The sequence below is a fragment of the Arenibacter hampyeongensis genome (genome assembly GCF_002909255.1).
GTDB classification, from domain to species: Bacteria; Bacteroidota; Bacteroidia; order Flavobacteriales; family Flavobacteriaceae; genus Arenibacter; species Arenibacter hampyeongensis.
This window is the reverse complement of sequence record NZ_PIOB01000001.1, coordinates 487806-510871: the sequence shown is the minus strand read 5'-3', so window position 1 is coordinate 510871 and position 23066 is coordinate 487806. Positions and strand designations below refer to the sequence as shown.

The following is a 23066-nucleotide window of genomic DNA, read 5'->3' as shown; positions in this document are numbered from 1 at the left end:
TTTAATTGGGTACAGTTTTAAATGCGTTATTATAGTAGCTTCCTTTCTTAATTTCATATTGAATTTTGTGCAACAGCAATTGTGTTTCGTGTAGATTCAGATTGCTTTTGGCTTCATATAGATTTGTGAATTCGGTTAAATAGTCCGAGGCTGTAATTACACCGTTTTTCAATTGTGATTCCACTGTTTTAAGGATATCTTCCCGAAGAAGAATAATCTCATTGTCCGTGGAAATCAAAGCATCTATCTTATCTATTTCAGACTTAAGGCTCACCAATTCCAAATTATTGTTCAGTTCAAAAGTCTCCTTTTGGGTATCTATTATTTCCTTGTTTATTTCAAGGGATTGTTTCTCTGTCCTGGTCTTGTTCCAATCCAAAATGTTCAAATTCAGTTTTAGACCAGCCATATAAAAAGTCCTAAAAGAGTTGTCCAACATATTCAGGCCTGGATTGCCATAACCACCTTGGGCAAAGGCATTTATTTTAGGGAGATTTGATTTTGAAATCAGTTTTGAGGAGTAATCGATCTGTTCCTTTTGAAGGTCGAAAAGCTGAATTTCAGGTCGTTGGGAATTTACCTCTGGTATAAAAACCTCTGGCCTTAAAAGGTTTACATCTGAAGATAATTCCCTTCCAATAAGCAAGGACAGGCGCTGTAACAAATCTGATTTACTATAGCTCAACTCGATGTTTTGTTGTTCTAATTTTAGGAGTTCTGCTTCCAGTGTCTTTTCTGAAGATGCCAACAAAGTGCCGTATTTTACGCCGGCCCTCACATCTTCAATACGCGCTTTTAATTGCTCCTCTTTGGCCCGAAGCAAATCCTGGTTTTCCTGAAGCAATAAGACCGAAAGGTAGATGGAATTGACCTGGCTTTTTAGTCCGTATAAGCTTACTTCCAACTGTTGTTGGTTTACCTTGAACGCTGCCTCTTTTACCTTGGATGTGGCATTGATCAAACCTCCATTGTAAATGATTTGGTTTACATCCAACGTAGCCCGATATTGGTCCTTATTGGGAGGTTCTACGGTTATATTGGGCAGTTGGATTGGCAAACTTGTTACATCGGACTGGTAGGTGGCCTGTGCATTCAAATCCAGTTTAGGCAAATTTCCCGTTCTTAGGGCATCAATGTCGAGTTGCACTTGGTTTTCCAATAAGCCAGACTGTTTTGCCAATGGATAATTATCGGTAACAAGATCAAAACATTGCTCCAACCTAAGCGTTTGTTGGGCCAAAGTGGCAATAGGTATAGCGAATATTAAGATTAAAAAAAGTCTTTTCATTTTTTAATTGAATTAATTAAAAGCTCGGGAATCATAATCTTACGTTCCTCCATCATGGTTTTAAATTTTTTTTCATCCAAATTCAATATTCCGCGGACCAGGCCAGTTCCTACAAAGGAAAATGCGGTCAAGGAAAAAAGGTTTAACAATAATTGTTTTGGGTCTATGGGTTTTATAATTCCCTTCTCTATTTCCTCTTCTATCTGCTTTTCAAAGCGAATAGGGTTGGGTGCGATTTCGGAGCCAAAAAATAAATTGGCAAACTCCGTATTGTTATTAATTTCCTGAATCAGAAAGTTGGGCAGGTATGGGTTCTCCATGACAAAGGAAATATAGCTATCTGTAAATTTTATTATTTTTTCAAAAACGCTTTTGTCGGAATTAAAAACCTCGTTGATATGGGGAGCAAATTTTTCAAAGGCCTGCCTAAAGACCGCCTCGAACAATTTTTGCTTGTTTTTGTAGTAGTAGTGCAACATGGCCTTGTTGATTTTTGCTTCATCCGCAATTTCCTGCATACGCGCACCCGCCATACCTTTCTTTTGGAATACACTTATCGCGGCATTTAATATATTTTCTTCTGTACTCTGATCTTTCATTAACTAAATAGTTTAACCATATGGTTAATAAATGTACAAATTTTTTTGCGTTCAACAAAAAGTAGGCTTTAAATCTTCCTTTTTCAAGTGGGAAATGAACCTTGTAGATAATATATTAGCGAATTTGGGATTGGCCTACTTATTTTTATCAAAAACCACACTCCAAATTCCGCGAACCTCATTTACATCATACCCAACAGCCTTATCCTCTGGGTATAATTTTCTTAAAGTGGCCAAGGTTGTAGGCTTGATCTGTTCGTTGGGTTTTCCATGACATTGGAGGCACATGGTGTTTGTAGTTATAGGATAATAAACCGTTACTTCTTCGTTTCCCGGGATAACCAGAGGTTCCACTTCCATGCCTGAAGCCAACTGCTCCTTAAAGGAAGCTATATATCCCAGTTCCTCTTTATTGGCCTTGTTAAGTGGATTTCTAGGTTTATCGGAAACCCGTTTGATCTGGGCATTGTTCATAACAGAAATACTATCTGTTAATTCTATGGCTCGAAGCTTACAAAATTCTACCGCCCCATCTGCACCTTTTTCCTGTATGGCTTTCATTAGATTTTTCCCCAGCGCAGCTTTTGTGGCCAAGGCATAACCAAGTCCTATATCGCCATAATCCGTTTGTAATCCATGTTTGGAACCTGGGCCCATTCCATTTCCCATACCTTTGCCCATTCTTTTACCATGCTCCCGCTGAAAATGTTCATCGAACCAATCCGGCTGTGCAATTTCATTATCATACATATATTCCGCTATCAAGCTTATGGTTTCTTCGGGATAAGGTTGATAGGGCATTATACCAAACCTGTTTAGCGCACCAGGCATTTTGGATTTTTCCTCCTGTGGGTCGTTGATCCAACCCACTATAGCTTCTGTGAACTGATCCTTGGTCGTTGTAGGGCCAATGTAGTGTTTCTTAATGGCTGCCATGGGAGGGGCAATCATGCTGGCCTCGGATGCTTTAGGATTGTGGCATAAATAGCACTCTGCCTCAATTATCTTTTTACCTGGATGTATCTTTGCCTGATCAACATTCCCATTTTCAGTAGTCATTTCAACAGGTTTATACTCCGTTTTTTTGACATCCCTGCAACTCGCCAGCGTCATTAAAAGTATTATCAAGAAAGATAGATATCTCATAAAGCCTATTTTTTCGAATTTATTCCTTCATCAACCTACCAGTCGCACAGCTAAGTAAGGATTTGGCCCTATCTCCCAAGCCATTCTTGGCGTCCACTGTTGGATAACCCAGAGCTTTAAGTTTATCCCTTAAATCCTGTTTGGCAGTAGCATCTTTGGATTCATAAGTTACCGTTCCGGAGTTTACATCCACCGCAACATCTGTGATATTCTCCAATTCAGATAATTTGGTGGTAATTGTTTTGGCACAACCCCCACATTTTATATTCTGAACACTAAGTGTAAATTTCATAGATTCCATTTAACCCAAATTTTAATGATCCTATTGGCCAAGGTTATGTTAACTCCAATTCATAAAACCACCTTTCAGGTCATATACTTTTTTAAATCCCATCCCTACCAATTTATAGGCTGCTTTCTGACTCCTTGCACCCGATCGGCAATAAATGTAAACGGGATTTTCCTTGGACATTTTTTCAAAGGATCTTTCAAAATTTCCCGAATTAAAAAAATCAATATTTATGGCGTTTTTTATGTGGCCAGACCCGTATTCATTGGCAGTACGTACATCTACCAAGAGGACCTTATTGTCAGTGATCGCTTCTGAAAATTTGGACGGATCCAATATTTCTATTTTATCGGATTTATCTCTACTTGTTCCGAAAAGAGTGCTAAAAATGGACATATTATTTTATTTAGAATTTTTGATACGTGAATGTTAAAAAAGGAAACCGCCATCTTTTACAACGACCGTTTCCTCATACAACCAACCAAAACATTTATACTGTAAAGATAAGCTAGGTATATATTGTCCACAGCAACTTTTGTTACACATGGCATTTTTTTAAAAAAAAGTAAAGAATTAATATACCGCTACTGAATACATAAAAAATCACATGAACTTTTAAAGCGATTTAAGGCTGCATAACCTTCTTCTTCATCCCCAAAATAGCAATTTTTAAAAATTGGAAAAACTTGGAAACCATTATACTACAGTTGTAAGACCTCCATAAGAACCACCCCTATTAATAACCACATAATATATATTACTTAATGTACATTATATATTAACCCAAACAAATATTTTATTGGTTTTATTGATTAAAATAAGTTAATATTATTGTACTTATAAAATGTAGATAAAACCAGAAAGCATAATGACCCCTTTTTTATATTGCTCACAAACAGGAAATGGCCATGCATAAATATCATTTATTGACCTTGGTTACGGTTTGCACCATTTTTGCGATCCCTAACATATTTGCACAAAAAGTGAATGAGTTTCCCAAAAAAACAGACCCTTTGTATAAAAAAGTGGAAATGTTTGATAGATTGATGCTGGGAAACCATTGGAACGAGGGGGCAATAATGCAACACGTCATTTTTCCACCGGCCGGACTAGAGGAACCTATAGTAGGTTCCCAGGCCGATTGTCTTGATCCCACTTCTGAAATGTTGGCCGCTTACTCCCATAAGTACGCAATTACCGGCGACCCAAAGGACAGAAAAATAGCCAATGATATCTTCGAGGCCATCCTAAAACTGGAAAAAGTAACCGGTGTTGAAGGACTCGTTGCCCGCAGTTTCAATAGGACCAACGAACCCCTTTGGCACGAAGAAGTTTTTTGGTACCATGAATGGCACCAATCGTCCTCCATGCCTGGTTACCGATGGCTGGGCGATCTAAGTGCCGATAAATTCACTTCCATTTTCTATGGTGTGGGAACTTTCTGGGAGCTATGTGCAGATGCGGAATACAAAGAGAAAGCAGCGGCCCTCCTGGACCGGTTTATTGGTCGGGTAGTGGACAATAATTTTAAACTTACGGACCTAGACGGTAAAATGACCTTATGGGGCAATTTTTGTCCTAACCTACCGCACCAAGAACTTAATTCATTGGAAATGTTGGCCGCACTTAAGGTAACACATCATATTACCGGCAAGGAACGCTACAATGCTGCTTATCATATGCTTATAGACCGTTATCATTATGACGACCACCAAATTAATTCCAAAATACTTTTTCCAAAAGAATGGCGCAATGTTGGTGACGACTACCATGCAGCACGTTCCCTTTATATGATAATGCGATTAGAGACCGACCCCAGCCTTTTAAATAAATACCGAATGAATTTAAACCGCCATTGGTACGATTGGAAGGATATAGAATTTACATGGGAAAGTAATATTTGGTTTTTGATGGTCTATAAGGTACTCACAGGGGAGGATATTTTTACCGAAGAAAAAAAACAAGGTATCAAAGACATGTGGGGATTTGAGCGCAACACCAAAGAATTTAAAATCCCCCAAAAAGATGGTAGTTTCAAAATGGTGCGCTCGGAGGAAGAACGCACCGCGGCTGCCATGATCCGTAATTATTGGTTTGGCAGGTATTACGGTATAATTGATGAAAAATGGTAAACACAAATAATATGAAGCCTATGAAAGCCTTTTTATCATTTCTAGTTTTGATCATAAGCCTGCAAAATGTGATTGGACAAGAAAAACCGTCACCACCCGAAGGAATGGTTTATGTTCCTGCTGGAGAATTCGTAATGGGCAGCACTTATGGTGACCCCGATGAGCGCCCTCAACAAATTGCCAGCACAAAGGCATTCTTTATAGATAAGTACGAAGTAAGCAATGCAGAATTTGCCAAATTTGACCCCACTTTTAAATTCTCTCCGGAAAAAAAGAACAATGCCGTAATAGTGACCTGGTCCAAAGCCAACGCCTATGCCCAATGGGCCGGTAAAAGATTGCCCACAGAAAAAGAATGGGAAAAAGCGGCAAGGGGTATCGATGGTCGGGTATTTCCATGGGGAAATACCTATGACAACACCTATGTTGTTTGGGACCAAAAAGAAACCAGGGGTACATCTATTGCCAAACCTGCTAGTCCCTATGGCTGCTATGACATGGCGGGCAGTGTTTGGGAGTGGACTGCAGATTGGTATAAACCCTACCCCGGCAATAAGGTCCCCATGGAACAATATGGGGAAACCTACAAGGTAATGCGTGGGGGATCCAACTTTAATAACCACTCCTTTATCCGTACCTCACAACGATACTATGTATTGCCGGAAAAAATACACGTGTATCCCGTAGGAATACGATGTGTAAAGGACATAGATTAGAAAATTACCCATTATCTCAAATGATATTATCAAAATAAGTTGCACAAAATGAACACTAAACTAAAAATCTGGCTGGTATTATTTATTACGGGAACAATGCTGTCCTGTACTGAGGAAGTCCAAAAAAGCTTGGATCTCTCCCAAGCAAATATCATGATCTCGCCCCAAATTAATTCTCCCGTACAGACAACAGCTGGAAACATTCTTGTGGAAGAAATTGCAAAACGAACCGATCTGCAACTAGGATTACACAATAATTGGGATTCCAAGACCACCATTGCCCTTACCTTGGCCAATGAAAAGGAACTCTTTGGGGAAAAGGTTCCTTCCAGGGATGGTCACGATGGGCAAGAGCTCAAGAAGGAAGGCTATCGTATTTTCCATGAGACCAATGGCAATAATAACACCCTATGGGTCATTGGGGCGGATGAAAGAGGAATACTATATGGAATTGGCAAACTTTTGCGAACCGCCAAAATGAGTAAGGACCAAATATCACTTATCCCTAACATTGATTTTTCCGAAGCCCCGGAATACGCCCTACGCGGACATCAGTTTGGCTATCGCAATACCGCCAATTCATGGGACTCCTGGACAGTGGAACAATTTGATCAACATTTTAGGGAACAGGTACTTTTTGGCGCCAATAGTTTTGAAAACATTCCATTTCAGAAAGCCACTTCAAGTCCCCACTTTAAAGTGGATCCACAGGTCATGGAGGTGGAATTAAGCAAAATATGTGAAAAATACGATGCCGAGTATTGGGTCTGGACACCGGCACCACATGATCTGACCATAAAAAACGCCCATCAGGATGGGCTTGCGGAGCAAGAGGCCTTTTACGCAAAATGTCCTAGATTGGATGGAGTGTTTGTTCCTGGTGGTGACCCGGGAGAAAACCATCCTGAGCAGCTAATACCCTATTTAAATGACCTGTCGGAGATATTGCACAAATACCATCCAAATGCCAGCATTTGGGTTTCCTTACAAGGTTTTAATAAGGAAAAAGTAGATTATTTTTTTGATTACCTGGACAAAGAGGGTCCAAATTGGTTAAAAGGCGTTGTTTACGGACCAAGTAGCCCACCAATTGACCTGGAGCGCGAAATGTTGCCAAAAAAATACATGCATCGCTTTTATCCGGATATAACCCATACCGTTAGATGCCATTATCCCGTGGACAATTGGGACCAGGCATATGCCTTGACCTTGGGCAGGGAACCTTCTAACCCACAACCACTCATGTACACAGAACTTTTTAATAGGGACACCAAATACACCGATGGTTTTATTACCTATTCCGATGGTTCCCATGATGATGTAAATAAAGTTCTATGGAGCCAATTGGGTTGGGATTCCAAGAAAGATCCCAAAACCATAATCCATGAATACGCGCAATTTTTCTTTGGTCCAGAGGTGGCAGAAGAAGCGGCCAAAGGCATATTTGACTTGGAAAAGAACTGGGATGGACCCATTTTGGAAAACAAGTCGATCAAAGAAACCTTGGCGCTTTGGAAAAATTTGGAGGTTAACAATCCTGATCTGGCAGATAATTGGAGATGGCAACAATTAATTATGCGCGCCTATTACGACGCTTATATCCAAGACCGTCTGGCCTATGAAAAAGGTCTGGAAGCTGAAGCTTATGAAATACTGGCCGAGGCAAAGGCTATTGGGGCAGATAAGGCTATGAACGATGCCCTGCAACACATTAATAAGGCAGATACCGAATTGGTTTCACAAGAGTTGAAGGAAAAGGTTTTTGAATATGGCGAAAAACTATTTAAATCTGTTGGAGCTCAGACCAGTGTAAAAAAGTATCAAGCAAGTGGTTCAGAAAGGGGCGCAATATTGGATTTTATAGATTACCCCCTAAACAATAGATGGTGGTTGGAAGACGAATTCAAACAAATTGAAGCTTTTAAGTCTGAATCCGAAAAGTTAGCGCGATTGGAGTTTATCAGAAACTACGAAAAACCAGGAGAGGGAAGCTTTTACGACAATATATCCAGTGCGGATGCCAAACATGTAACCTCAAAAACAGATGATGCCATAGACTTTCTATGGGAAAACGATGGTTTAAGTAGAAAACGTTTGTCTACCCAATTATTCCAATTTACCCCCGCATTGGAGTATACTGGGCTTGATACAAATTCCAATTACCTAATTCGTGTTTCAGGTTATGGCGAAGCACTTTTAAGGGCAAACGGAGAACGGCTAAAACCTACCAAATATGAAAAAGGCTTTGAGGAATTTAAAGAATTTCCCCTATCCAAAAATCTAATCAAGGACGGCAATTTAAAAGTCACTTTTGACAAACCCGATGAGGAACACCTAAACTGGAGAAAGCAATCCCGGGTAACCGATGTTTGGCTTATTAAAAAAGAATAATATGCTGGCCAAAAAAGAGCTTTATCCCTTAAAAGGAATTGTTACTGTTCTTAACACTCCGTTTACAAAAGCGGACGGCATTGACTTTTTAGCATTGAAAAACAATGTAATGGAGGCGATGGAGGCAGGGGTCGCCGGTATTTTGGTACCTGCCATGGCTGCAGAAGTATATAAATTATCCAAAACGGAAAGGATAAGAATACTTGGCCTGGTCGTGGAAACCGTAAATGATAGGATTCCCGTTATAGGTGGTGCAGGGGAACAGGATTTATCCAAAAGCAAGGAACTCCTAAAAGCATATATGGAATTAGGTTGCAAAAATGTATTGTTCCAAATTCCATATGTTGACGATTATCAATTTAGAAATCATTTTATGGAATTGGCGGCACTTGACCCAGAAATGATCATGCTACAGGATTGGGATGCTACCGGATACGGCCTATCGGATAAAATTATATGTGATTTGTTCGAAAAAGTGTCTGCATTCCGATGTTTAAAAATCGAAACCGTTCCGGCTGGCCCAAAATATTCACGTATTTTGGAACTGACCCAAGGCAAATTAAACCTAAGTGGAGGTTGGGCCGTTACACAAATGATGGAAGGGCTTCAAAGGGGAGTACACGCCTTCATGCCTACAGGGATGCATTTAATTTACACCACAATATATCGTCTGTTTGAAGAAGGGAAGATTATGGAGGCAGAAGCCTTGTTCGATAAAATAATTCCCGTATTGGCATTTTCCAATCAAAATCTGGATATCTCCATACATTTTTTTAAACGCTTATTGTATCGTCAAGGAATTTATAACACCCCCAACGTACGTAATCCCATTCTGCCCTTTGATGCCTTGCATCAAAAATTGGCAGACAGGCATATAGATAGGATACTACAACTTGAAAACGAACTGAAGACACAGAGGGAAGATAAATCCTGACATTGCAGAGTGCCCCACAGGCAATCTCAGCTAAGGTTCTTACATGGCTGTGGGATAAAAGGCACAATGGTCAATATATTATCTGTTTTAAATAATATAGTTGTGGTACACCCCTGCCTTTTAAATTTACTTTGTTCTCAACAAAAGAAAATATATGGCATTAGAGTTAAAAGGGATTATTCCCCCAATGGTTACCCCTCTTACCGCAGACGGCGGATTGGATGAAAAAGGATTGGAAAAACTGATAGAGCACTTAATTACCGGTGGCGTACACGGTATTTTCCTTTTAGGAACCAATGGGGAAGCCCCTAGTCTTAGTTATGCATTGCGAAAAGAACTTATAACCAAGGCTTGTGGATATATCCGCGGTAGGGTTCCCGTACTAGTGGGAATAACGGACACCTCTTTTAATGGCTCTTTAGAAATTGCAGCCCACTCCAAAGAAGCGGGTGCAGATGCAGTGGTGGTTGCCCCTCCTTATTATCTACCCATTTCCCAAGAAGAAATGATCGACTATTTGGAGCGCTTAATTCCTCAATTGTCCTTGCCGGTCATGATGTACAATATGCCGAGCTGTACCAAATTACACCTCTCTTTGGAGACCGTAAAAAAGGCCAAGGAATTAGGTGCCATTGGGATTAAAGACAGTTCTGGTGATATGTCCTATTTCTACTCGCTAATTGAAACGTTTAAAGAGACCCCGGAGTTTTCTATTATTGTGGGGACGGAAATGTTTTTACCGGAGACCATACTATATGGTGGTCATGGGGCCGTAGCTGGTGGGGCAAATTTCTTACCGGAATTATTTGTTGATCTTTACAACGCCTCGGTGGCAAATAATTTAGAAGATATAAAAATACTGCGTAACAAAGTCGCCTTTGTAAACAGCACAATTTATTGTGTAGGCAAGAATTCCTCCAGAATTACAAAAGGAATAAAATGTGCCCTATCCGTGATGGACATTTGTGAGGACCATATGGCACTACCGTTACGAAAATTTGAAAATAGGGAACGCCAGAAGGTAAAACAATTTATAGACCAGTTCGAGAGATCAAAGGTCCTTTAAATATAAATATGAACGAAAAACTTAAATGGGGTATTTTGGGCACTGCCCATATTGCTACGGAGCAAGTAATTCCGGCAATGCTCAACTGCCTACATGGGGATGTTCATGCAATTGCCTCAAGAAATTTGGACAAGGCGAAAAATATATCCAAGCGATTTAAAATTCCAAAATTTTACGGTTCCTACGAGGAATTACTAAACGATAAGGAGGTAGATGCTCTCTATATTCCACTTCCCAATCATCTTCACGTAGACTGGGCTATAAAGGCCTTGGAAGCTGACAAGCATGTGTTGGTTGAAAAACCAGTGGGACTATCCAGTAAGGAGGCTGAAAAATTGTTGAAGGCCTCCCAAAACCATCCACATTTAAAGGTTATGGAAGCCTTTATGTACAGGCATCACCCCCAATGGATAAAGGTTAAGGAATTAGTGGACCAAAAGGTTATAGGTGACATTAAAACCATTCAATCTTCTTTCTCCTTTTATGAAGATGACCCCAATAGCATTGTAAACAGCAAGGAGTTCGGGGGTGGTAGTTTAATGGATATTGGATGCTACCCTATTTCCCTCTCCCGTTTTTTGTTCAATTCGGAACCCAAAAGTATTTCCGCGGTAATAGACTATCACCCAGATTTCAAGGTAGACGTTTTAACCTCTGGAATATTGGAGTTTGAAACTGGAACTTCGGTATTCTTCAGCTCAACACAAATGGCATACAATCAACAGGCACAAATTTTCGGAACCAAAGGAAATATAAAATTTGAACTGCCCTTTAACCCCCCTATAGATCGGCCAGCAAAAATATGGCTCACAATTGACGAAGAGTGCCAAACCATAGAATTTGATATCTGTAATCAATACACGATTCAGGCAGATCTTTTTGCGCAGGCCATAAAGAATAATACTCCAGTGCCTACTCCACTAGAGGATGCCGTTAAGAATATGGTCGTCATTGAAAAGTTGGAGGAAAGCAATTTAAAGGGACAACGCATACAACTGTAAACATCTGGTTGCCCCTTTTTATATTATTTCATTAGCTCCTTTAAAGTCCAATAGCTTTTCCTCTCCTGATTATTGGCACGGATATCCCTTACCTCATTTTCATGGACCATAGTAGTATCGTTCATGGAACGAATATAAGTAGCTACATGGCCAATCCAATCATCGTCATTGGAGCCCATTGGTAGCATAATGCCGTATTCCTTTCCATCTATGGGTCCTGTGAGTCCATTTAAAAGAATTTTTACAAGCACTTCTTTATCACCAAGAACTCTTGGTGAACCAATTAAGGAAGGTGCTATTAGGGAATTTTCTCCAGTGGGAACACCCTTCAAATCAGATCCATGACAGGTAACGCAGGTCTGTTTATAAATATCATATCCATCCAAAGCCCTCCATTTATGGCCATTGCTTTTACTGGCCAGCCTATGCTTTAATTTTAGTAAATCTGAATCTTTTGCCTTTAAACCCAGTGCCACTGAAGCCGCTACCAGCTCATTATCTCCGTATTGTTCTGAGATGGCACTCAGGGCATCGGAGACTACAGTATTTGTGGAATACCTTAAACTCAATACCAATTGATTTACTACATTAATATCGGTGTCTTTTTGCAATTTCGCTATGGCTTGCGTTATGTCTTGATCGTCTTTCTTCAAAAATTCCTCACTTAATCTTATAGCCGTAATACGGACCCTGGGGTCCACATCATTTAGCTTTTCAAGAATAAGAGACTTATCCAAAACACCCAGTCCTTCCAAAGTCCAAAGCGCATGAACCCTTTCGCGGGGATAATCCTTATCTCCAAAGTTTTTGGTCCAAAAAGACTCATTATCGCTTGCTATTTCCGTCAATTTAGGGACAATGTCCATATCTCCCTTTAATATGATCAGCTTTTGGGCCGTATTCCTATACCATCCGTTGGGATGTCCCAAATACTCCACTAGCTCCTCAGCAGACTTGTCCAAAAGGTTGGGTTTTCCATCAGGTTTGATCTCTTCATGGACTATACGATATATCCTACCTCTCCCAATGTTCTTGTCCAAACCTTTACGTAGAATGACCGGTCTTAAATGACTTCCTTCCCTTGTCCAGTTGCCTTCCTGGATAATGCCACGGTACATATCAACAATGTAAAGACTCCCATCAGGTCCTGTTTGTGCCTGTACAGGTCTAAAGTTCAAATCCGTGGAAGCTAAAAACTCAGCTTGGTCGTAGGCATTGTACAACACTTTTTTACCATTCTCATTTTTTATTTTCGCCCTGCGAATCAACCTGCCCACTGGTTCCGGAATAAATAGATCGCCATAAGTGGATGGGGGCAATTTATCACCTCTAAATATTTCCTGTCCGGCTACCCCGGTAAATTTATTCAGGGTACCATCTTCCTTCAATCTTAATTCTGCACCACCCTGTACGTCAGGGGTGCCAACAATTGGCCAAGGTTCCATAAATCCTTCCGAGATCTGCCCTTCCAAGTCCACTTCCCCGTATATTGGCGGTACCTGAAAACCATAGGCCGCAGTTTCTCCACCTGCAGAAGAATAATACATATTTCCTAAATCGTCCTGGGTTAGCCCCCATTGTCCACTGGAACCATCTACCAGGGAATCTACTTGTATACCATCCTTATTAAACCTGAACCGTAATGGATTGTAGGTTGTATACACCCAATTATCCAAGTTCCATACAAGACCACTCTGTTGGTGCTCTAGGTTACCTCCCCTCCTTTTTGGATTTTCATAAACCCTAATTTTTTCGTCGGCCACACCGTCATCATCTGTATCCCTATAGCTCCATAAATCGTAGGAATAAGTTTCATTCACTATAAGTCGGTCATCCAAGGGTAAAATCATCCTAGGGAGAAGAAGACTATCAATAAACACTGTGCTCTTGTCCATTTTTCCATCCCCATCCAAATCTACCAAGAGTTTTATCTGACTGGTAGGTTCGTCTTCACCAACACCATCTACGTTTTGCATATAGGTACTCATTTCAGCCACATACATCTTGCCATTGCCGTCCCATGCTATGGCTACCGGCTCGTTGACCATAGGTTCACTTGCTACCAATTCTATCCTATATCCTTCCGGCAGGTAAAACGTTTTCAGACTTTCTTCAGGAGAAAGAAAATCCGATGGCGCTTCCCTCACAATTTCCGGTTTTTCATAAATTTTATCCTTGTATTCTTTTTTTCCACAACTTACAATGACCAGAAGAAGCAGGGTCACTTTTAATCTATTCAATTTCAGCATATTACTATATCAGTGCTTTTGGTTTGATCAAATTTAACTTTTAATACCCATTAATTGCTGTCTTTTGGAGGTCTTTTGTGCCAATAAGAAGCGAGAATAGAGCCCGTTATGTTCATCAAGGGTCCAAAAACAGCCGGTGCCAGGCCCATGGTGGCTATCTTGCCCAAGGAGTTTGCAATTCCAGAGGCGAGTCCTCCATTTTGCATCCCCACTTCCAGTGCAATCGTGCGAGAATCCTGCTCATTCAATCGCAATAATCGGGCGTACCAATATCCCAGCATGTAGCCAAATAAGTTATGGATAAGTACCAATAACATTAAGATTCCGCCAATGTCCAAAAGACTATCCCTACCCGCAGCCGTTATCACTACAATTATAAGGCCAATGCCCAACATGGAAATTACAGGCAGTGCCTTGTCCATCCATTTTGCCCTATCTCCCCGCAAACGGTTAAAGAGAAGTCCAACACCGAGAGGCAAAATAATCATCTTTACAATACTCCACATCATGTCCAACACATCAATCTCAATAAATTCTCCTGCCAAAAACTTCATAAGAAGTGGTGTTACAAAAGGTGCAAGAATTGTGGAAATGGAGGTAATTGTGATGGAAAGCGCTAGGTTGGCCTTCGCCAAATATGCCATTACATTGGATGCCACCCCACTGGGGGAACAACCGATGAGGACAATCCCCGCCGCAATCTCCGGTGGAAAATTGCTATATTTTGCCAGGACAAAGCCCATGATCGGCATTATACCCAACTGTGCACTGACACCCACCAACACCCCTTTGGGCGACTTGATAACTTCTGCAAAATCGCCCAGTTTCATGGAGGTGCCCATGCCGAACATAATGAGTTGGATCAAGGGTATGATCAGTGCGGTAAGTTTAAAATTGCCAATCTGCAAAAAGTATTGGGGGTAATATAGCGCCAGTGCTACACCGGCAAATATGGAGGCTGTAAAAACATAACTGTTAAGGGACTTAAAGCCACTGAAGCCAAGGGCAAGAAATGCAAAAAAGGCCATTATAAAAAGTCCGGCATGTTCAATATTATGGGTAAAGATCATACCCAAAACTACCAACAGCAATATGGCAGCCACGCCAAGGCTAATGGAATAAATATTCAATTTTTTCAAAATAGTTTGGTTTAGGTTATTATGGTTCTAGTTGGGCAATTTATAGGCCTGTCTGGCCAAAAGTCTAAGCTTACCGTCCTTCCCTTTTTGATATACCTGCATATTGCCGATACGAACATCCGCAGGCTCCCCGGCATTGGTGCCCTTGGCCAAAAAAATATGTCTAACAATTGCTGTATTCCCTGAAATATGGATAGTCTGATCGGCAGCTTCCAAAGACAAAAAATCGAACGGGCCGTTCACTAAATCATCTATAAACGCCGCCCTGTCCTGAATCAGTCCGCTCGAATGACCATAGGTGAGTTCCTCAGCGCAAAGCGTTTCCATGAGTTCCGCGGTCGGGTCTACCATGGCCTTATTGAAAGCCGCAACGACCTGTTGAACTTCCTCGATCGTGGGAGTATCCTGTTCAAACTCCGCGGAAACGGCCATGGTTTCATCCTCTGCCTGCTTTTCGTTTTGCCTGCACCCTATCAAAACAAACAGGGCGAACATTGCAATGATCCAACTGCTGCTTATTTGGCAAGTGCCGTTTAGGTTTATCATTTTCATAAATTTACGTTGTCCCATTACCATGTCCTTTTGCTCAAGACCTTGTCCAAAGTCTCCTTAGACATCTTTCCCAATTCGGGATGTTTGTCCAACCACACCAAAAATTCCTTTTTTAGCTGTTCGGTCCATTGACTGTCTATTTCACCGGTAGAATATTTTTTGGTCCTTACCATCTCAAATCCAAACTGGTCCTTAAGGGCCACAAACTCTGCAGTGCCCACTACCTGTTCGGCCAAATGCGCAGGGATAAAAAGTACGCCTTCCCTTTTGGCGAGGACAAGATCCCCGGGCAATACCATTACCTGGCCTATCCGAATCGGGGTATTAAGTCCCATTAGCACTTCCTCCTCAAGAAAGGAGGGGTGAAAATCGCGTACAAAGGCATTGAATCCTTCCATCTGGCTTATACTCTCCAGATCCCTTGCACTTCCATTAAAGACCACTCCGTTGCCGGACTTGCTGTAAATGGATGTTGCCAGGGTTGCCCCCATTAGGGTACCCGCATCGATCTTGCCAAAACTATCGGCCACATATACGTCGCCTTTAGTGAGTACCTCAATGGGCCATGAATTGGTATTTCCCTTCCTACCCTGCGAATTTATTCCCCTTTCCTTAACGCTCTTCTCCACATCGGGGCGGCTCGGCATGAAGAGGGCTGTAAGTGCCCTTCCTACAACGGGAACATCATCATGTACCATTTTCCAATTGCCCTCGAACTGATTCTTATATCCTTCATTTTCAAGGACCGTCCATGCATCATCGATACCAATTTTTTTTGCCCGTTCCAAAAGATCGTCCGGTATTTTTGGACGCCCGTCGTTAAATCGTTCCCCTTTCCATTCGGAGGTCAAAAAAATAAGTTCCTCTTTGGGGAGCGTCTGTCCAAAAACATTAAAAGTGAGTAAAAACGAGAAAAGAAATAGTGCAATTATATTGAACTTCATTATGCAAAAAGGTTTATAAGATGTTGATCGGTTATCTAGTCCAAAGCGGCTATACAGTCCATTTCCACCAGCGAATTCCCTGGAACGCCACCATAGGTAGCAACGGTAGTCCTTACTGGAGGGTTAGGTCCAAAACGGCCCCTGAACACTTCGTTCATGCCTTTGTAGTCGGCCAAATCTGCCAAATAAACATTTACCTTGAGTACCTTTTCCATGGAAGAACCATGTTTTTTCAGCTCCTTTTCCAGCTCTTGCAATACAATTTCGGTATGTGCCTTGATCTCATAAGGTTCCACATGCGCGCCTTTCCCAGCAATGTAAAGGGTATTCCCGTGTTTCACGCCTCCTGAAAATAATGGAATATCCTGATCCATGACGATTTCGCCTACGACTTCTTTTTTTGGTTTTGATCCACCGTCCATTGCCTTGGCGGCGGCACCTAGGCCAAACATGGCTGCCAATCCCATTCCTAGTTTCTTAAAAGATGCTCTTCTTGTTGTTTTGTTTTCCATGCCAATTTAAATTATGATTATTTGTATTATGTAAAAAATCGAATTCCACTCTATTTGCCTGTTTTAGGTAGTCTAAACCTCCCCCTCTTAAAAGGATATGTTATTATTTAAATTGATTGACCAATGACACTCTAAAACCTTTAAAGATTTGTCTTTAACCGTCAATTGCCCACATCATGAATATATGAAATTTTCACCACCTTGAAATATTCGACCATATTATTGTTTTAGGTGTTCCAGTAAGCCAAAATTTCCAAACGCCAAGTAACTACTCCCACAACATAGCTGTACATAAATGTAGTGCTCTTGGGTTTGGATATTTAAAGCTACTTTTTCATTACAAATTCCCTTCCAGGATGTTCCGTATCAAAGCTTTCAAAATTACCGTTGTCCTGCAGCGTAATAAAGGCCTTTGTGCCTTCACTTCCGCCAAACGCTATGTTGGACGGTGTTTTGCCCTTTAATTCAATTTCCTTTAGAATTTTACCATCAGGCGAAACTTGAACCACTGTACCCTTTCCGTGACGGGTGATGTATAGATTTCCCTTGATGTCTGTACGCATGCCGTCCATTCCAAAATCTTCAAATTTAATAAGCAGCCGTTTATTGCTTATTTCCCCATTTGGGGAAAGGTCATATGCCCAAACGTTGCGCTGCACCGATTCGTTGACATAAAGTGTTTTGTTGTCCGGACTAACCTCTATACCATTGGTAGTACCCATATCCCCTTCCAGCAAAGTAACAGCACCATCGGTATCTATTCTCCATATTTGCCCTTTGGAATTTTTCCAGTCGGGATCACTGGCGAAAAGTATGTCGTTGTCCATTATTGCAACATCATTCGGTTGGTTCATTTTATCATTATGGGCATACACACTGATTTCTTTGGTATCCATATCCACCTTTAAAATATTGTGCTTGGTATAATCTGCTATGAACATTTCGCCCTTGCTATTAAAACGAATCCCATTTCCAATACTGCCTTCAGGGAGCTTCACAAATAAGGAGGCTTCACCATTGGAGTCTACCTGTCCTATGGTTCCTGTACTGTCGAAATTAACAGCATATAAGATTCCATTGACATCCACTGCAGGGCCTTCAATTCCAGATGGAAAGAGGGAAGGTTTGGTAAATACCTTGCTCTGGTACAATTCCTGTTTTTGTTCAATCCCATTATCCTCAGATTCTTCTTTTGAGGTATTTCCCTGTTTTTCTTTACATCCTATTATAAAAAGTGCAAAACATAAGGCGATTAGTTGGTATTTAATAAAAGAGATTGACCTATAATTCATTTTCATTTGGATAAAGAATAACTGTTACTATTAAATTTTTCGGCTATTTAAAGTGCCGAATTTCGGACCATAAAGAGCTTAAGGAGACACAATCACTGGCCATCCCGTTACATGCTGGCCAAGCCGGCGAAGATCCAGAGAAAATTCACTTTTAAATATACATATTAAAGTAACATAGCCACAATAGAATTTTATTTCGGGAAAAACGGCCTAAGACACATTAAAATAAAGTACAAGTTAATTTCTCAATTGGCACTAAATAATATTGGAATCAAGATGTGAATCACAATAATTTTTTTGAAAAATTGTTTACTTGCATTACACTTTTTGGTTACCACACCCTTCGGCTTGCTACTATAGTTACGGCCATAAATTAGTAAAGCTTTTCAACCCTTTGCTTAAACAATCCCCGTATACCATGGCCTCAAGGGAGTTAATTAATTTTAGGTTTATTTTTTTGTGCTTATATTGTGCACAAATGAGCTTATAGCAACTTCCAAGTTATTACAATAAAAATTTCTCGAATTTATGGGCTTAACCAATAGTTTTTTAAAACACAAATTATAAGCAATGATCATACGCATATGTGCAATCATTATGGCTTGTTTTTTATCCAATCCGGTATTGGGGCAATTCAACAATCTCAAATTTGAAAATTTAAATACCATAGACGGTCTGTCCAGCAGTACCTGTACGGCGATTTTTCAAGATAGTGATGGTTTTATGTGGTTTGGCACTATAGATGGTCTAAATAAATATGACGGCTATGGGTTTGAAATTTACCGATCAATTCTAAACGATTCCACCTCAATTAGCAATAATAGAATTAACGCGATAGTTGAGGACAAATTTGGCAATCTTTGGGTTGGAACGAGCAATGGGCTTAATTTTTTGGATAAAAATACCAATAGATTTCATCGTATCAACTTATATGGGGAACAAACCCTTTCCAAGAGTCCCAGAAAAATAATAAATAATTTATTGTATGATTCGGCGAACAACAAACTTTGGATAGCAACCAATAACGGGGTAATTAAAATTGATCTGCAGGACAATCCAAGCGATAACCAAAAGTTGGACATATCCAATTATTACAATGAAGCGGCCAATAGCAATTCCTTGGACAACAACGGCGTAAATTTTATATTAAAGGATAGTAAAAGTGCCCTTTGGTTTGTGACCAATGGCCAATATCTAAATAGATACGATCCCGATAAGGATAATTTTAATAGAGTGCACATTAATGTCTCCGTTCCCTATGAACTTAACCATTTACCAAAAAACGTTTATATCGACTCCAATGACGATTTCTGGATAGGAAATAATTTGTCGAATATAATTTTGTGGACCAGAAATGACAACAAATTTACACCCCTTTCATTGGTTGATGGCGATATTCCGATTAGGGATTTCCACCTAGATAAAAATGGAACAGTTTGGGTGTCTACAGATGGCCATGGCCTTTTCCTTTTCAACAGGGAAGAAAAAAAGGCAGTCCAAAATATTTTAAATGATCCTTTTGATCCGTTTTCCATCCCCAATGACAAACCCTCGGTCATATACGAGGACGAAAGCGGCATTTTATGGATCGGAAGTTATGATAAGGGTGTAAGCAAGTTGGACCCATTAAAATATTTTTTCGGACATTATTATTACCAACCAAATAATCCCAATGGTCTCAATGAAAAAATAGTGCAGTCGGTTTTAGAGGATTCCAAGGAAAGAATTTGGATCAGTGCCTACAATGGCGGACTTAATCTATTTGATGAGGAGAATATTTCCTATAAACATTTTAGCCATGACCCAAAAAATCCCAATTCCTTAAGTTCCAACAAAATACTATATACTTATGAATCTTCCAGCGGCCATATTTGGATTTGCACTTTAGATGGTGGCGTAAATAAATTTGACCCCGAACTTAAAACGTTTAAACGGTTTGTACATAATCCCGCAAATTCCTACTCTATTGGTGAAAGTTCTGTGTGGACAGGCGTGGAAGACGACAAAAATAGGCTTTGGTTTGGGCTTAGAACCGAGGGACTAAGTTTGTTTGACCAAAATACCGGACGATTTAAAAACTACAAAAATACTATTCAAAATGATAATGGCTTGGCCAGTAATTTTGTGTTCTTTCTATATATAGATTCCAAAAATCGTTTGCTAATAGGTACATCACTGGGTTTAAATTATTTAGAATTAAATAAACTGGAAGAATTTGTACCAGAACAAATCCAATTCCAGCAAATAAAAGAAAATGGTTTAGAAGGCAATGGCATAAATTATATTAAAGAGGATCATCTTGGGAATATTTGGTTGGGAACAGACAACGGAATTTTTAAACTTGATAGCAACCTGAAGGTTATAAGATCGTATACCACCAAAAACGAACTTCCCAATAATCTAGTGGTAGGAATAAAAGAAGACAACAACCATAATCTATGGGTAACAACAAAAAGCGGTCTTTCCCTATTGAATCCCATTACACATCAATTTAGAAATTTCAACGTTCATGATGGCCTGCAAGGGCCGGAATATCAAAGCAAGTCCATTGAAAAAACCAAAGATGGACGTATAATTATTGGTGGCATCAACGGCTTCAATATATTCGACCCCAATAATTTTGAATTGGATTCTGTACCCAAGTTAAGGCCGAACATTACCAGTTTTAAGTTAAACAATTCCAAAATCAACCCCAACGATTCTGTTAACGGAAGAATACTTCTCAACAAGCCGATCAACGAAATCCAAAATTTGCTCTTAAAACACGATGAAAATTATATCTCTTTTGAATTTGTAGCGCTACATTATGAAAATCCCGAACTGGTACAATATGCATATAAAATGCATGGTTTGGATGATAATTTTATTGATGCCGGCAATAATAGGGTGGTTAACCTTTCCAATTTAAAACCCGGGAATTATATTTTTGAGGTAAAGGCGACCTTGGACGGCCAATGGTCAGATGCCAGTTCTTCAAGAATTGATATTAAAATATTGCCTCCTTTCTGGAAAACGTGGTGGATGAAGATTATTTACTTGATCGTGGGGGGATTAATATTATGGGCACTAATTAATTTTTACACACTAAGGGTAAAAGCCTCCCAACGTCGTGAACTTGACCAAATGAAACTGGAGTTCTTTGTGAATGTCTCCCATGAGTTCAGAACTCCATTAACATTAATACTCAACCCGGTAGATAAAATTTTATCGAGTATCACGGATTCCGATCAAATTAAATCTTCGGCAATTACAATTCAAAGAAGTGCAAGAAGACTGTTGCACCTCGTAAACCAATTATTGGATTATAGAAAAATGGATGTGGGAATGTCCCCCTTACAATTGGAGAAAGGAAATATAGTCAAATTCTGTGAGGATATTTTTTCCCTATTCGAGCCAATAGCCACGAAAAAAGAACTGCAATATAAATTTGAAGCCGATACTAAAAATATTACCACCCTTTTTGATTTTGACAAAGTTGAAAAAATAATTACCAACCTAATTTCCAATGCCATTAAATTTACAGAAAGGGGGGGGGCCATTGGTGTTTCGGTCCACAAAAAGTTAGCTAAAGGCAATGGAAAACCCGGATTTTGGGCAAAGAAGGAGAGCTTAAACGAATATGTAGAAATAGTGATTACCGACAGTGGTGTGGGATTGGACAAAGAGCAACTAAAGAATATTTTTAGCCGGTTTTATCACCCAGATAGCACAACATCGGGTACCGGAATAGGATTAAATTTTACGAAGGCACTAGTAGGAATCCACAAAGGAGAAATAATGGTTGAAAGCCAACGTAAGAAGGGAAGTACGTTTACCGTTAAACTGCCTATGAACTTTGATTCTGAGCCTGAAGATGTTGAAAATGTAAAAAATGAATTCCTTATCAACTCTATGACCGCGGTAGACTATGAAATGAGTATAGCAAATGAGGAACCAATCCCATCCATAAAAAAAGATCACGACACCAATAAAAAATTACCTACTGTATTAATCATAGAAGACAATAATGAATTGAGGAGACACCTTGCATCCGATCTTCAAAGTGACTATATCATTAAGGAAGCCGCCAATGGCAGCAAAGGGTTGAAAATGGCAAAAAAAATCTTCCCAGATTTAATTATTAGCGATGTAATGATGCCCAAAATGGATGGCTTTGAACTGTGCAAGGAAATAAAGGCCGACTTTGATACCTGTCATATACCTGTATTGTTGCTTACAGCCAGAAGCTTGGATTATGATAGAGTTGAAGGGTACAAAAGCGGAGCAGACGGCTACCTGGCCAAACCTTTTGTCACAAGTGTCCTCAAAGCCCGAATCAGTAATTTGCTAACAACAAAAAATAGGCTAAGGGAACGGTTTTCAGAAATAGGAGGTATATTTTCGTCCAGTGAGATAACATCAAACAATTTGGACGAGGTGTTTTTGGATAAAGCTACCAGGAACATCATTCAAAACATTAGTAATGTAGACTTCAAGCAAGAGGACCTCTCAAAGGAATTGGGGATCGGCAGATCACAACTTTACCGAAAAATAAATTCGCTCACAGGCAAAAACCCTAGCCACTTTATACGTACCATTAGGTTAAGGTACGCTTCGGAGTTGCTGCAAAACAGCCAATACACCATAAAAGAGGTAACCTATATGAGTGGATTTAATTCTACTGCCTATTTTAGCAAGACCTTTCGGGAATTATTTAACATGACCCCTACCGAATTTATGGAACAGAAATCCAATGTTAAACAGAATTAAACCAGGCGAATAGCTCGGTCAACGTACAGACGCATTTTCGTCTTAGGAGCTTTTAGCCCAATCCATT

The 23066-nt window shown here is 40.0% G+C and carries 18 protein-coding genes; 7 read left to right on the top strand and 11 right to left on the bottom strand.

The features are described from left to right. Position 1: 1 nt before the first annotated feature. The 5 genes from CWD91_RS02030 to CWD91_RS02010 form a co-directional block, all read right to left on the bottom strand. Positions 2 to 1288, bottom strand: coding sequence for a TolC family protein (locus CWD91_RS02030; RefSeq protein WP_103439269.1), 1287 nt, complete (start codon positions 1286 to 1288; stop codon positions 2 to 4). Continuing rightward, complete coding sequence (locus CWD91_RS02025; RefSeq protein WP_103439268.1) at positions 1285 to 1887, bottom strand: TetR/AcrR family transcriptional regulator; 603 nt, start codon at positions 1885 to 1887, stop codon at positions 1285 to 1287. The genes CWD91_RS02030 and CWD91_RS02025 overlap by 4 nt, the downstream gene beginning before the upstream one ends. A gap of 135 nt (positions 1888 to 2022) precedes the next feature. Beyond that, the gene (locus CWD91_RS02020; RefSeq protein ID WP_103439267.1) at positions 2023 to 3033 is read right to left on the bottom strand and encodes a Tll0287-like domain-containing protein; all 1011 of its coding nucleotides are present in this window, start codon (positions 3031 to 3033) and stop codon (positions 2023 to 2025) included. 19 nt (positions 3034 to 3052) lie between these two features. Then, a complete protein-coding gene (locus tag CWD91_RS02015; RefSeq protein ID WP_103439864.1) occupies positions 3053 to 3325 on the bottom strand; it encodes a heavy-metal-associated domain-containing protein in 273 nt (90 codons plus the stop codon). A 48-nt stretch (positions 3326 to 3373) separates the two neighbouring features. Beyond that, positions 3374 to 3718 carry a rhodanese-like domain-containing protein gene (locus CWD91_RS02010; protein WP_103439266.1) on the bottom strand — a complete coding sequence of 115 codons (345 nt, stop codon included), beginning with the start codon at positions 3716 to 3718 and terminating at the stop codon, positions 3374 to 3376. A 512-nt stretch (positions 3719 to 4230) separates the two neighbouring features. Here CWD91_RS02010 and CWD91_RS02005 point away from each other — a divergent pair. The 6 genes from CWD91_RS02005 to CWD91_RS01980 all read left to right on the top strand — a co-directional run bounded on the left by CWD91_RS02005 (position 4231) and on the right by CWD91_RS01980 (position 11562). Continuing rightward, positions 4231 to 5454, top strand: coding sequence for a hypothetical protein (locus tag CWD91_RS02005; protein WP_157943701.1), 1224 nt, complete (start codon positions 4231 to 4233; stop codon positions 5452 to 5454). A gap of 11 nt (positions 5455 to 5465) precedes the next feature. Beyond that, complete coding sequence (locus tag CWD91_RS02000; protein WP_192877623.1) at positions 5466 to 6170, top strand: formylglycine-generating enzyme family protein; 705 nt, start codon at positions 5466 to 5468, stop codon at positions 6168 to 6170. A gap of 48 nt (positions 6171 to 6218) precedes the next feature. Continuing rightward, on the top strand, positions 6219 to 8561 hold the full coding sequence (locus CWD91_RS01995) for a hypothetical protein (protein ID WP_103439263.1): 2343 nt from the start codon (positions 6219 to 6221) through the stop codon (positions 8559 to 8561). A 1-nt stretch (position 8562) separates the two neighbouring features. Continuing rightward, positions 8563 to 9495 (top strand): dihydrodipicolinate synthase family protein, encoded by a 933-nt coding sequence (locus CWD91_RS01990; RefSeq protein ID WP_192877622.1) that lies wholly within the window; start codon positions 8563 to 8565, stop codon positions 9493 to 9495. 154 nt (positions 9496 to 9649) lie between these two features. After that, positions 9650 to 10561, top strand: coding sequence for a dihydrodipicolinate synthase family protein (locus CWD91_RS01985; protein ID WP_103439261.1), 912 nt, complete (start codon positions 9650 to 9652; stop codon positions 10559 to 10561). Positions 10562 to 10569: 8 nt separating this feature from the next. Then, positions 10570 to 11562 carry a Gfo/Idh/MocA family protein gene (locus CWD91_RS01980; RefSeq protein ID WP_103439260.1) on the top strand — a complete coding sequence of 331 codons (993 nt, stop codon included), beginning with the start codon at positions 10570 to 10572 and terminating at the stop codon, positions 11560 to 11562. A 23-nt stretch (positions 11563 to 11585) separates the two neighbouring features. Here the strand turns inward: CWD91_RS01980 and CWD91_RS01975 are convergent, their stop codons facing one another. From CWD91_RS01975 to CWD91_RS01950, 6 genes are all read right to left on the bottom strand, one after another. Then, a complete protein-coding gene (locus CWD91_RS01975) occupies positions 11586 to 13811 on the bottom strand; it encodes a DUF7133 domain-containing protein (RefSeq protein WP_239985612.1) in 2226 nt (741 codons plus the stop codon). Between the two features lie 50 nt (positions 13812 to 13861). Then, positions 13862 to 14950, bottom strand: coding sequence for a bile acid:sodium symporter family protein (locus tag CWD91_RS01970; RefSeq protein ID WP_239985610.1), 1089 nt, complete (start codon positions 14948 to 14950; stop codon positions 13862 to 13864). A 27-nt stretch (positions 14951 to 14977) separates the two neighbouring features. Beyond that, positions 14978 to 15520: a nuclear transport factor 2 family protein gene (locus CWD91_RS01965; RefSeq protein ID WP_157943699.1), complete on the bottom strand. Its 543-nt coding sequence runs from the start codon at positions 15518 to 15520 to the stop codon at positions 14978 to 14980. Beyond that, a complete protein-coding gene (locus tag CWD91_RS01960) occupies positions 15520 to 16446 on the bottom strand; it encodes an RraA family protein (protein ID WP_103439257.1) in 927 nt (308 codons plus the stop codon). The genes CWD91_RS01965 and CWD91_RS01960 overlap by 1 nt, the downstream gene beginning before the upstream one ends. Positions 16447 to 16481: 35 nt before the next feature. After that, positions 16482 to 16958 (bottom strand): RidA family protein, encoded by a 477-nt coding sequence (locus tag CWD91_RS01955; protein WP_103439256.1) that lies wholly within the window; start codon positions 16956 to 16958, stop codon positions 16482 to 16484. Positions 16959 to 17284: 326 nt separating this feature from the next. Then, positions 17285 to 18250 carry an SMP-30/gluconolactonase/LRE family protein gene (locus CWD91_RS01950; RefSeq protein ID WP_103439862.1) on the bottom strand — a complete coding sequence of 322 codons (966 nt, stop codon included), beginning with the start codon at positions 18248 to 18250 and terminating at the stop codon, positions 17285 to 17287. Between the two features lie 570 nt (positions 18251 to 18820). On the opposite strand from CWD91_RS01950, the gene CWD91_RS01945 reads away from it, so the two are divergent. Then, the gene (locus CWD91_RS01945) at positions 18821 to 22999 is read left to right on the top strand and encodes a hybrid sensor histidine kinase/response regulator transcription factor (protein WP_205164589.1); all 4179 of its coding nucleotides are present in this window, start codon (positions 18821 to 18823) and stop codon (positions 22997 to 22999) included. The last annotated feature ends 67 nt before the right edge of the window (positions 23000 to 23066 follow it).